At 50.9% G+C, this 12,183-nt stretch carries 12 protein-coding genes; 10 read left to right on the plus strand and 2 right to left on the minus strand.

Annotated features, from left to right (window positions below; genetic code table 11):
• The first annotated feature begins 192 nt into the window (after positions 1–192).
• The 8 genes from NT002_11035 to NT002_11070 all read left to right on the plus strand — a co-directional run bounded on the left by NT002_11035 (position 193) and on the right by NT002_11070 (position 8,718).
• Positions 193–999 (plus strand): PHP domain-containing protein, encoded by an 807-nt coding sequence (locus tag NT002_11035; protein ID MCX6829797.1) that lies wholly within the window; start codon positions 193–195, stop codon positions 997–999.
• Between the two features lie 14 nt (positions 1,000–1,013).
• On the plus strand, positions 1,014–2,201 hold the full coding sequence (locus NT002_11040; protein ID MCX6829798.1) for a histidinol-phosphate transaminase: 1,188 nt from the start codon (positions 1,014–1,016) through the stop codon (positions 2,199–2,201).
• 145 nt (positions 2,202–2,346) lie between these two features.
• Positions 2,347–3,756: a sugar transferase gene (locus tag NT002_11045; protein ID MCX6829799.1), complete on the plus strand. Its 1,410-nt coding sequence runs from the start codon at positions 2,347–2,349 to the stop codon at positions 3,754–3,756.
• A 99-nt stretch (positions 3,757–3,855) separates the two neighbouring features.
• Positions 3,856–5,247: a hypothetical protein gene (locus tag NT002_11050; GenBank protein ID MCX6829800.1), complete on the plus strand. Its 1,392-nt coding sequence runs from the start codon at positions 3,856–3,858 to the stop codon at positions 5,245–5,247.
• 142 nt (positions 5,248–5,389) lie between these two features.
• A complete protein-coding gene (locus NT002_11055) occupies positions 5,390–7,462 on the plus strand; it encodes a thioredoxin domain-containing protein (GenBank protein MCX6829801.1) in 2,073 nt (690 codons plus the stop codon).
• A gap of 67 nt (positions 7,463–7,529) precedes the next feature.
• Positions 7,530–7,949, plus strand: a complete 420-nt coding sequence (locus tag NT002_11060) for an OsmC family protein (protein MCX6829802.1) — start codon at positions 7,530–7,532, stop codon at positions 7,947–7,949.
• Position 7,950: 1 nt separating this feature from the next.
• Positions 7,951–8,337 carry a DUF302 domain-containing protein gene (locus tag NT002_11065; protein ID MCX6829803.1) on the plus strand — a complete coding sequence of 129 codons (387 nt, stop codon included), beginning with the start codon at positions 7,951–7,953 and terminating at the stop codon, positions 8,335–8,337.
• Positions 8,338–8,514: 177 nt separating this feature from the next.
• Positions 8,515–8,718: a zinc ribbon domain-containing protein gene (locus NT002_11070; protein ID MCX6829804.1), complete on the plus strand. Its 204-nt coding sequence runs from the start codon at positions 8,515–8,517 to the stop codon at positions 8,716–8,718.
• Between the two features lie 87 nt (positions 8,719–8,805).
• Here NT002_11070 and NT002_11075 read toward each other — a convergent pair whose 3' ends face one another.
• Positions 8,806–9,591 carry a class I SAM-dependent methyltransferase gene (locus NT002_11075; protein ID MCX6829805.1) on the minus strand — a complete coding sequence of 262 codons (786 nt, stop codon included), beginning with the start codon at positions 9,589–9,591 and terminating at the stop codon, positions 8,806–8,808.
• Positions 9,592–9,850: 259 nt separating this feature from the next.
• Between NT002_11075 and NT002_11080 the strand changes: the two genes are divergently transcribed.
• Positions 9,851–10,294 carry an NfeD family protein gene (locus NT002_11080; protein ID MCX6829806.1) on the plus strand — a complete coding sequence of 148 codons (444 nt, stop codon included), beginning with the start codon at positions 9,851–9,853 and terminating at the stop codon, positions 10,292–10,294.
• A 26-nt stretch (positions 10,295–10,320) separates the two neighbouring features.
• On the plus strand, positions 10,321–11,253 hold the full coding sequence (locus tag NT002_11085; protein ID MCX6829807.1) for an SPFH/Band 7/PHB domain protein: 933 nt from the start codon (positions 10,321–10,323) through the stop codon (positions 11,251–11,253).
• Between the two features lie 266 nt (positions 11,254–11,519).
• Here NT002_11085 and NT002_11090 read toward each other — a convergent pair whose 3' ends face one another.
• Entirely contained in the window at positions 11,520–11,891 is a 372-nt protein-coding gene (locus NT002_11090; GenBank protein ID MCX6829808.1) for a hypothetical protein, read from the minus strand.
• Between the last annotated feature and the right edge of the window lie 292 nt (positions 11,892–12,183).

The following is a 12,183-nucleotide window of genomic DNA, read 5'->3' on the forward strand; positions in this document are numbered from 1 at the left end:
TTCTTGCCGGCAAGATTGAAATCTTTTCCCAATTTCCAGACAATTCCCGGCCTGTCGCCGAAAACCAGATGTGGCCGCGCCAATTATATTGTTGTCATTCAACCGCTTAATGATGGTGTGCAAAAACTCAACAGCCCGGCATCAAGCTTGCAAATAAAATACGGCAAGGAAGGAAAATGAGAATAGTAAGTCATGAAACTTGACCTCCACATACATACCGACCACTCCTTTAACAGCCGAGTGAGTGTCGAATCCCTGCTTTCGGCGGTGCGCCAAAACCACCTGAACGCCATTGCAGTTTGCGACCATGGCACCATGTCGGCCGTGGGTCTGATTCAGAAGATGGCCGAGGACATCACCATCATACCCGGTCTGGAAATATCCACCCGCCGTGGAGCGCATATCATAGGATTATTTCTCAAGGATGAAATTTCCTCCCTCGAAATAGACGATATCATCGATGAGATTCATAAGCAGGGAGGCCTGGCGGTTCTTCCCCATCCTTACCGTCCCGGTGTCGGTCTCATTCATGCCTACGAGAAGGAAGGGACGTATGATGGAACCGAAATCTCCCGGATTCTCTCCCGGGTGGACTTGGTCGAGGCGGCCGGATGCGGCTGCTCTCAGGATGAACTGATCGCTGTTGACCGATTTTTCAAATCATATTCAAATATATCACAGGTTGGGTGCAGCAATGCCCATGACGCGGCCGAAATAGGTCGGGCCTATACCGAAATCGCCGATTTTCAATCCCGAAACCTGGATGAAATTCGCGAGGCCTTATTGCATGCCCCAAGGACCATCCGCTTTGAAGTCTATGATGCCGATGGAGAACGCGAGCCGCGGACAGCAATCGTCCCTCCAATCGGCGGCCGGGCTCTCTGGAAGACCAAAAGAATTCTCCCCGGCATGATTCGCCGTTCGGTGAGTCGGTTGCTCAAATATCAGGAACAGAATAATTACAAGAATGCCTCAGGCGGCGGGTCATCGCGGCCATAAGGAAAGAACCAGTTATGAAATCAACAAAACAGCAAAACAAATATATGTCACCCATGCAGCCAGTAGAAAATGTCATTCCCCGGCCAGAGCAAGTCCTTGAAGCTTCCGGTCTGCCCGAGAACCACGCCGTGCAGCATCCTTCGGAGAGGGTGCAGAAAGCGATCCGCGATTTTATCACGAACGGCTCTGCCGCCCGTTACCCTGGAGAGCAAACCAGGAATCTTCTTGAGTCTCTCGGCCGGTACACCGGAATTCCGGAAAAATCGATTCAGCTTTTCAACGGCCTGACTTCGATCTTCGAGACTATCGCCGAGGCATTTCTCAAGCCCGGAGATACGGTCCTAATCGCCGGCCCGGTTGAAGACAATTTCCGTATCTATGCAGAAAGCTGCGGCGCAAAAGCTGCTTACTGTTATGGTTTTTCCCCCTTCAGTTCCGATCCGGATGGCCTCCTGGAAAATGTCAATAAAACCACGAGAATGATTTTTCTGGCCAATCCCGGTCATCCCACCGGAACCGTTTGGTCTGATGATGAAATAAGGCATCTCTTGGAACATGCGCCGGACACCATACTCGTTATTGATGAATCATATTTTGAATACTATGGTCATGCCTCTGTCGGCCTGATTGAAAGGTACGACAATCTCATCGTGACCCGCACCTTTTCGGAAGCCCTCGGTCTGGCCGGATATCCCTGCGCCTATGCACTCGCCTCAGCCAGAAATATCAAGGAGATGAATCGCCATCGTGGCAGCCGCGTTCCCTCCGATCTGGTGCAGGTAGCAGCCGCAGCCGTCCTTAATGATCTTGAATATGTCAGGCGACGGGTCGACCAGGTACAGGAAAACATGATTTTTCTTTCGGTGCGTCTGCGGAGTCTCGGCATTTCCTCGCGCATCACTCCCACCGACCTACTTCTGGTCCAGACGGCCGACCCGCTTAAAGCGGTTTCGTTCCTCCGTTCAATCGGAGTGTTCGCCTGGAACCCCGGCTATCTTCCCCAGCTGGAGAATTTCATCTGGATGACCATCGGCGATGATGAAGTCAGCCGGCGCATCGTGGAAGCCTTTGAAAGAATGCCCGAGCAGATTTATCGCCTGAGACCTCTTTTGAAGGCACGAGTAACCCTGCATCGCCCCCCCGAAGATCAGCCGGAATATGATAAAGCCAATTTCTATTCCGGACTCGAGGAAAGCAGGTGAATAGTATGCGGCATCCTTCCGCTCAAACCAATGTGAATATCACTACGCGCGAAATTGAGCCAAAAATGTCATCATTGAATGACGAACATATTCATAGAGGGTTATCAATCGGCGGCGGATGTTTCTCTTTCGCCGGAGTTGAAAAATGAAGTTGATCAACCGACATAAGCTGGAAATTCTGGCCTATCGAGCCATGCGCGCCATGCTCCTGGTCGGTGTTCTGGCTTTATTTGGTGATTGGCTAAATATCTTTACATCCCCCGAGGAGGCCGAATCCTTGGGGCTTATCGCCCTGGCCCTTCAACTGGCGTTATTGATCCGGCTCCCTTCGAACGATATCATGCCGTTGCGCAATCGGAGTATTGATAAGAAGCAGTTTTATTCGGATGAATTTCGCTTCGCTCTTTTTGTCATTGCAGCCGCTTTTTTCATGACTCTCCCGCTTCAGAACCTGCTGTTTGGAGTTGCCGTGGCGGCCAATTTCCTGATGCAAGGTCTGCTTTTTATGATATGGCGAAAGTACATCCTTTCAAGCCGGCGGGCGCGAAATGGCGCCTCCATGTCATCGGAAACGAAGAATGTGATTATCGTCGGCGCCTCGCGGCGCGGCCTGCGGGCAGCCGACATGCTTCTCAAACATCCCGAATTGAGCATCCGGATTCTCGGTTTTGTAGATCATAAACGTAAGGGGCTTTGGCGATACCGCGATATTCCGCTATTGGGGCGTCTGCAGAATATCCATGAAATTATCGCCCGCAATGGAGTCGACTTTGTGTTGATGGCAGTTGAACCTGAGGATTTTGCATTGAGTCAGAGAGTCTTTGATGTTGTCGAGAAGATGGGTATCAAACTCTGTCTTCTGCCGGACATCTACGATCACACTATCTCGCGCTGCCGCACCTCATCACTCAACGGCAATCCGGTTTTGCTCTATCATTCCGTGCCGGATGACCGCGCCGCCCTCTTTTTCAAAGGCACTATGGACCGTCTCGGCGCTCTGGTCGGGATTCTCCTTACCTGGCCGATATTGCTGATTGCGGCGGTGGCCATCAAAATTGACTCGCACGGCCCCGTAATTTACCGGCAAAAGCGCTCCGGACGGAATGGAAAGCTCTTTAATATGCTCAAGCTGCGCACCATGACCAATGGCGCCGATAAAGAAAAAGAAAAACTGGCACATCTGAACGAAATGTCCGGTCCGGTCTTCAAGATCAAGAACGATCCGCGCGTTACCAAGGTCGGCAAGATTCTTCGGATGTATTCCATCGATGAGCTCCCGCAACTCTTCAATGTCCTCAAGGGAGATATGTCGCTGGTCGGTCCGCGTCCCCCGCTGCCGCAGGAGGTTGAGCATTATGCCCCATGGCAGCACCGCCGTCTCTCGGTCAAGCCGGGCGTTACCTGTCTCTGGCAGATTAACGGACGAAATAAAGTCGATTTTAACGAATGGATGAAACTCGATCTTCAATATATCGACCGCTGGTCGCTCAAAGAGGATGCCCGCATTCTGGCCAAAACCTTCCCGGCGGTTGTCAAAGGAGACGGAGCCTCATAAATCCTTTCGATTTGCATGGGACGGCCGATGAAACCTCTTCTTATAATATTCTGCCTCATAATCTCAATCGTCCAATTCTGCGCGATTAGAACCGCAGCAATGATATTACCGGTTAGCCAGTCGGAATATCAATTCCTGTATGATGCGGCCCGACGAAGTGAAATAATCTCAAAACAATACCGCCTTTATCATAACACGGCGCCTTACAATCTGAACGAGATTGGCGTTCACAACCCGATGAATATGTTTGGCGATTCAACGCCGGGCGACAAACTTACCGCCTTTCTTTTTCTCTCCGAGGATCTACTCTCCGCTCGGTATGCACATTCACGCAGCTATGAGTCGATCCGAGGCGGGGTCATGGGACAGCCGACCGAGCGGCTTTCTTTTTATGGTGCATTCCTTCTGGATGAACGACTGGCCAAAGATCCCGATTATCGTGGGAAGAAATGGCGCGGTCTGGCCGGTGAGATGGAAACTGCCGTCTTCAATTATCGTGACAATCATTTCGATATCCTGCTGGGAAGATTCGGCGGTAACTGGGGGCCGGAAAATCAATCACTGGTCCTTTCCTCAACCTCTCGTACTATGGATGCTCTCTTGACGCGCTTCAAGTGGGGAAGGCTCTTTTTTACTTATCAATTGGGGCAACTGGACAGGCTGCGAACCAACGACTCCACCGAATATTTCCAGAATCGGTATTTTGTCGGACATCGCCTTGATATCCAGTTGGCCGATCATCTCAATCTGGGGCTTTTTGAGACCGCTGTCTTCGGCGGCGCCGGAAGGGGTATCGAATTGGGCTACCTTAATCCTTTGATGTTCTATCACTCTTTTCAGTTGAACGACAGCGTTGATGACAACACCTTTCTGGGCATCGATTTCAGTTACTATATTAAGCAGCGCTATAAAATCTACGGCCAGATTCTTTTCGATGATTTCCAGATAGAAAGAAAGAGCGCCGGCGACAATGAACCGAACGAAATCGGGTATATGCTCGGATTTCATTCGCTCGATCTGGGACATATTTTTGATTTTCAGGGGGAATATCTTCGCATAAACAATCGCACCTACAATCAGAAATTGCAACGTAACCGCTATCTCAACCGCGGCGAGCTGATTGGCCACGAACTGGGTCCCGATAACGACCGGTGGAAACTTGCATTGATCAGATGGTTTGAATACCGTCAGCGGCTCAGGCTGGAACTGGCTTATCAGCGGCACGGCGAAGGTACTGTTAATTCCGTATGGAGCGAGCCATGGTTAAGCACACCCGACTATCATGAATCATTCCCGACCGGCACCGTGGAAAAGAAGCTTTCCGCCTCCCTGCAATTTGCGGGATTTATTAAAGGGTTTGCCTATATTGAAGCGTCCGGCGGAATCGAGACATCCCGGAATTTCGACCATATTGCGGGGGACAATCGAACCATTCCCTTTTTCAAAGCCAGACTGACTTTCATCCTCTCCGCACCGCTCAATATCCGATAATTCCTGTATAATCTCCGGAACCTGCCGAACCATTTGCGGTTTAGGAATAAACTGAGATGAGATGCCGCCTTATTCAGCAATCCGTCCGTTTCTGCTCCAAAAGCGGCCGAATGCAGGTTAAAAAAGTTATAAAGGACTGACGATGTCGGAGTCAAATCCTGTTGAAACTGTCAAATACACTAATCACCTGATTAATGAAAGTTCGCCTTACCTTCTGGCGCATGCCCATAATCCCGTGAACTGGTACCCCTGGTCGAAAGAGGCGCTGGAAAAAGCAAAGCGTGAGGATAAACCGATCTTCCTTTCAATCGGGTACGCCGCCTGCCACTGGTGCCATGTCATGGAGGAGGAATCGTTTGCAGATGGTGAAGTCGCCGGTATTCTCAATGAAAATTATGTCGCCATAAAAGTCGACCGGGAACAGCGGCCCGATTTGGATCAGATTTATATGTCGGCTACCATGGCGATGACCGGCTCGGGTGGCTGGCCAATGTCGATCTTTCTGACTGCCGATCTCAGGCCATTCTTCGCCGGAACCTATTTCCCCCCGGATGACCGCAACGGCCGGCCCGGATTCAAGTACATTCTCACCGAGTTGGCCAAAGGGTATAAGGCTGAACGGACACATATCGAAGAGATGGCATCCAGAATTGTCGAAGCCCTGCAATCAAGCCACTCTTCTTCAGATGAAAAAGCACTTCTGGGAAAAAAGAATATTGAATCCGCTGTCCGGGCGCTTATGAATGACTATGATCCGGTTTTGGGCGGGTTCGGCCATGCCCCTAAATTTCCGCACCCGGTGAAACTGGCCTTCATGCTCAGACAATACGCCGCTTCCCGTGACAGCTTTCTTCTGACCGCGGCCGAAAAAACACTTCAGGCGATGGCTCGCGGCGGTATCTATGACCAGCTGGGCGGAGGGTTTCATCGTTACTCCACCGACGGTCGCTGGCTGGTCCCCCATTTCGAAAAAATGCTCTATGATAACGCCCTTCTGGCCTCGACCTATGGTGATGCTTATCTTATCACCGGAAAAGAAATGTACCGCCAGGTGGCCAGTGAAACTCTCGATTTCATTCTTCGAGAAATGACCGGGCCATCAGGCGCTTTCTATTCCTCTCTTGATGCCGACAGCGAGGGGGAGGAGGGAAAATTCTATCTCTGGAAAAAAGGAGAAATTGATTCTATCCTTGGCGATAAAGCCGCTCTTTTCTGCAAGTATTATAATATTACTGCCGATGGGAATTTCGAGGGGAAAACTAATATTCTCAATCTTGACAGCGCCTCCGAGCAGTACCGTGAGAGAACCGGCCTTGCCCTGGAGGAATTTTCGAAGATAATCGATACATCCAGGCAAATTCTTTTCGATATCCGCGCCCGGCGCATTCGCCCGGCTACTGATGATAAAATTCTCACTTCGTGGAACGGTCTGGCTATTTCGGCTCTGGCCAAAGGGTACCGGATTACCGGCGATGAGCAATACCGTGCGGCGGCCCTCAAGGCGGCGCAGTTCATCCGCAGCAATCTTTACCATGACAGCCTCCTGGTACACTCCTGCCGCCAGATGATAAACTCGCCGGGGACATTTCTCGAGGATTACGCCTATTTGATATCAGCCCTGTGCGACCTTTATGAAATTACATACGACTTCGGCTTGATTGAATTCGCCTCGGAATTGGCCACAACGGCCGTGCCGCTCTTTACCGATCAGGCGGGGAATTTTTATCTTTCGCCGGAAAATCAGGCGGAGTATTTTATCCGCCCCAAAGACATTGCCGATGGAGCGCTTCCGGCGCCGGGCTCGATTATGATTCAGGCATTCTTGAGACTGGCCGCAATAACCGGCAATGAAAATTTCCGGAAACAGGCGGAAAAAGGTTTGGCCGCTCTTTCCAGCGGCATCGCCGCCATGCCGCAGGCGATGATTTCGGCCGTGGCCGCCCTTGATTATTTCCTTTCCGACGGGATAGAAATTGTCGTGGTGGGCCATGATGGGCGGGAAGATTTCATGAAGGAAATCTATCGCCATTATATTCCGCACCGAGTAATAGTCGTTTCCGCGCGGGGCGACGAGCCCCTCCCCTTGTTAAAGGGACGCAGGTCCGGCGGCCCCGTCACGGCCTATATTTGCCGCAATTTTGCATGCCTCCGGCCGGTTACTACTCTAGAGGAGCTGAAAAAAGAAATGGATTTACTTTCCGAACAAATTTCTTGAGTTAATCCGGAACATTTTCTACCTTCCCTTAATTATAATCATATAAAGATGGAGAATATGATACAAGATGGTTGAGGCTAAATTGAAATGGACCGGGGGGTTTCGGTTTGAGGGGGTTTCGCTATTTGGACATCCTATCGCCACCGATGCGGCCAAAACCGCCGGCGGCACCGAAAACGGATACAAACCGTCCGAGCTGGTGCTGTTCGGTCTGGCCGGGTGTACCGGAATTGATGTCGCTCAGATTCTTAAGAAAATGCGGCAGGAATTAACCGGAATCGAAATCGAGGTGAAGGGGTATCAGCCTGAGGAATTCCCCAAACCGTTCAATAAAATCGAAGTGCGGTACATATTCCGCGGGAAGAATCTCGATAAAAGTAAGATCGAACAGGCGATCAATCTCTCCGAGGAAAAATACTGTATGGTGAGCCAGACCCTGAAAGGGATGGCTCATATAAATTCGACATATGAAATTCATGAGGAATGAAATGAAAGAAATTGCCTATCAGGTAGAATCAGGAAAATCGTTCGAGGAGCTGACTGAACTTCTCGAGAAAACTTCGCCTGCGCGCGGTTTTCGGGTGCTGGCGGTGCATGACACTCAGGCGACATTGGCCGAAAAAGGCTTCCAGATCGAGCCGCTCAAGATCTTCGAGGTCTGCAATGCCTCGTTCGCTTATAAGGCACTGGGCAAGAATATCGATGCGGCCCTATTCATGCCATGCAAAATCGTCGTTCGCTCCGGGAAAGGGAAAACCGTCATGACCCTGGCGAAACCCTCGATGATTGCCGAGATGCTCCCCGGATCCGGACTGGAGGAGATGGCCAACGAGGTGGAATATCAATTGATTGCGATCATGAATGAAGTTAAATAAGAAGCTCTTGATGAGACTGGCGGTGGGGCTTATATTGGGTGGTCTGGCCGGTGTCGGATTCGGTTACGGCTGCGGCCTGACCGGACTTACGTGACCGATGATCAGTCATACCGGGCGGGCGGCCCTGCTCGGAATGATAGCCGGTGCGGCTATGGCCCTGATTGATTGGAGTTAGATATGCCGATCTTTGAATATAAATGTAACAACTGCGATAACCGCTTTGAACAACTGGTCTATCGGTCGAGCGATAAGATCGCCTGCCCCGTCTGCAATTCCGAGGCGGTGGAGAAATATGTCTCTACTTTCGCCTCGAATGCTTTCGTTGGCCATTCGGCTTCCTGCAACAGCGGCTCTTGCAGCAAGAAAAGCAGCTTTGGCTGAGCCTCCTGCTGATTTCCGGGCCGGTCGGCCCGATTGAGCTGCACTTAAGATGTATGGTGGGGCGGATTTACAACCAGGACAGATGTCCTATTTCATCTCTCTTTTCTTTTGTGCCACGACCGCGATGCGGAATGACTTGCTTCCCGGTTTGTGAAATTTGAAGCAGTCGTAAAATTCCAGAATCTCAAATCCCGAACGGTACAAAAGCTGCTTTATGGTGCTATTATTGTAAGCTTTTTCGGTGTGAATTTCCTCAAACATCTCCCAACGTTTGCCACGCTGCAGAAAGAATGTCGCCCGAAGATCGGCGGTCTTGGCCCGGTCATAGTATATTGACTGCCATATCCAGGCGATCCCGCTGTGGCAGCCGGCATAGACTTTCGCACCCCAGAGAAATTTCAGCGCTCGGGGGGTGTTCATATCGAATATGAAAAGACCATCCGGTTTCAGGTGAAGGTTGACATTGCCGAAAGTCTCGGCAAGCTCTTTTTCCTCCAGAATGTAATTAAGGCTGTCGTAGAAACAGGTGACCAAATGGAATTTTTTAAGGATTTTCCCGCGCTTCTCTTTTATGGCAAAATTGGGCAATGCCTGATGCACCAGATTGAGCGGCAATTTCCTGGCGGCGGCTTTATGCCGGGCCTCCTTGAGCATATCTTCGGAACGATCCAAGCCGGTCATCGCAAAGCCGCTTTCGGCAAAGAGAAGAGCGGCCGTGCCGGTGCCGCAGCAGAGGTCGAGAACCTCTTTGGGGTGATACCGGAATTTTTTGAGCAGCCGGTGCGTATATTCCACCATCCGGGTGGAGAAACGGTCGCCTCCCATCAGGTCATAGACTCTGGCAAAGCGGGTGTATGGTTTAAAACGTGACATTTCGGTCATTAATGAACCGGATTCTTATCGGTTTGGCAACCCCATTCTTGTTCCTCCCGGCAGTTCTGGGATAAATTTGTGCCTGCCGGGCCGCCGTTTGAACCTCATATTTTTGTTGAAATCGCCAACCCGATCGGTTTTTATACTGCTGGAACCATGAACAAAAGCAGCGAAACCTCATAATTGATTTTCGGCCGCGTATGAAGCCTCCGATGGCATCCAAATACCGCGGTTGTAGCGAGCACTGAAAGGAGTTTATATGCCGACAATATTCTGGCTCTGGCTGGCGGCGGCCGTAATATTTCTTATTTTTGAGATCGGAACCCCGACCCTGGTCTTTGCCTGTTTCGTGATCGGTGCGGTCGGGGCTGCGGTCACCTCGACCATGACGCATTCGTATCTGATCCAGCTGGGGGTATTTGCCGGTCTTTCGATCATCCTGATTCCGCTCACCCGCTCGTTGGCCAAGAAAATCACCAAGCCCTCGCCGCAACCGGTTAATGTTGATGCCATGGTGGGACGGCCCGGTTTGGTGACCAAGAAAATCGACTCGCATCACGATACCGGGCAGGTGCGTGTTGAGGGGCAAATCTGGCAGGCTAACGCCGCGCACGTAATCGAGGAGGGGACCAAAGTGATAGTGGATCGTGTGATCGGCGCCCGGCTGGTGGTTTCGAAAGCGGATGATAGCCCAAAGGCATAATCCATAAGCAGGAAAGGAATTTTGATATGCAGCAGTATGTATTCATAGGGTTCGTCATTATCCTGGCGTTCATATTGGGCGGAATGTCGATCCGTATCATCCGCCCCTACGAGAAAGGGCTGGTCGAAAGACTGGGGCGTTACCAGCGGACACTTGATTCCGGATTGAATCTGATCATGCCGTTTTTCGATGTTGTCCTTAAGGTCGATATGCGTGAGGTCGTGCTTGATGTTCCCTCGCAGATGGTGATCACCAAGGATAACGTGAATGTGGAGGTGGACTGTATTATCTACTGCCAGGTGACCGATCCGGTGCGGGCACGGTATGAAATATCGAATTACATCATGGCGGCCACCAAGCTGGCCCAGACCAACCTTCGTAATATCATCGGTGAAATGGAGCTTGACCAGTCGCTCACCTCGCGCGATACAATCAATACCCAGTTGCGCGATGTGCTCGATACCGCCACCGACAAATGGGGCATGAAAGTCAACCGGGTGGAAATCCAGCGGATCGACCCGCCGGCCGATATCACCGAGGCGATGAGCCGCCAGATGAAAGCCGAACGTGACAAGCGCGCCGCGATTCTCGAAGCGGAGGGGGTTCGGCAATCCTCGATTACCAGGGCCGAGGGAAGCAAGCAGGCGGCCATTCTGGAAGCCGAGGGGTATGCTGAGGCGGTTAAGAAAAAAGCCGATGCCGAGAAATACCGGCAGGTGGCGGTAGCCGAGGGTGAGGCGCAGGCGATTTCCAACGTTTTCAACGCCATTCATGCCGGGAAACCGAATAAAGAATTGATCACACTCAAATATCTGGAGATGCTTCCGAAGTTCTCCGAAGGGACGGCCAACAAGATATTTATTCCCTACGAGGCGAGCGGGATAATCAGCGCCCTTTCGGCGATGGTGGAAGGAATAAAGGGCGAGAGCACGCCGCCCCCGCCGGCGCCCAAGGCGTAAAGTAAGTCAAGGAATGGCACGCGCCCCGTGCTCGTGCCATTATCGCTAAGCTCGGGTCCGCCGCGCCGGGGCGTGCACAATATTTGTGCACCAAAGAGCCGGCCAAAATGGGTTTGTTTCTTCGATTTTTAAAATATTCCTTTCTTTTGGTTTTATGGTAGGTCAGGTCTCTTGGAGACCTGACAAAATTGTGTCAGGAGCGTAAAGCTCCTGACCTACAATTGCTTACGGCATAAAGCCGGTTGCGGAAAAGGGAGCGAAGCCAATTACAAACAGCGTAATTGCCTGAATTCCATAAAGATAATGATAATTGGCTTTGCTTTCTCAATTTTTTCATCTCTTTTCAGCTCTTGATTTTTCCCAATAAGTTTCTGGCGGAGCATGGATTGCGGGGATTGAGAGGGGTCGGCGGAAATGGGTTTGTTTTTCTTTTGGCGGACATTCTTAGGGCGTAATAGATTTTGGCTCAATTCTGTTAAGTCGCTGTGGGTTTTGGACTTATTGCCGGAGTAGCCATGATGAAGTTCGTTGAAAAAGGGTGGCAGACAGCGCGCCGGACTATAGGGGGAGAGAAGTTTAAGGACGCGATGCAGTTGGAAGTAGTGGCTGGTTAATAATTGTTTCCGGCTAATGGGCATAATAATAAACTTCTTTCTATAAGAGGGGGGGTGCCGAAATCACCATCGGTTCGATAGTGATTTTGTAATGGGCGAGGCCGCAGGGTCACGCCCGCCGCCATAGATGGCTGCTTAAGACCCTGCGGAACGATGAAAGATGGCGGAACCGCAAGACTTCGGGAGTGTTGAAAAACCCTACTTTTATAGATTAGGGATGGCCGCTGACCTTATTCGGTTGATGGCATGGGAATTCTTTCGGAATGGTCTTATATAGTCCCAGAAGGCGGCCAAGACGTGCATTATGATTCTGTAA

Source organism: Candidatus Zixiibacteriota bacterium (assembly GCA_026397505.1).
Taxonomy (GTDB): domain Bacteria; phylum Zixibacteria; class MSB-5A5; order GN15; family PGXB01; genus JAPLUR01.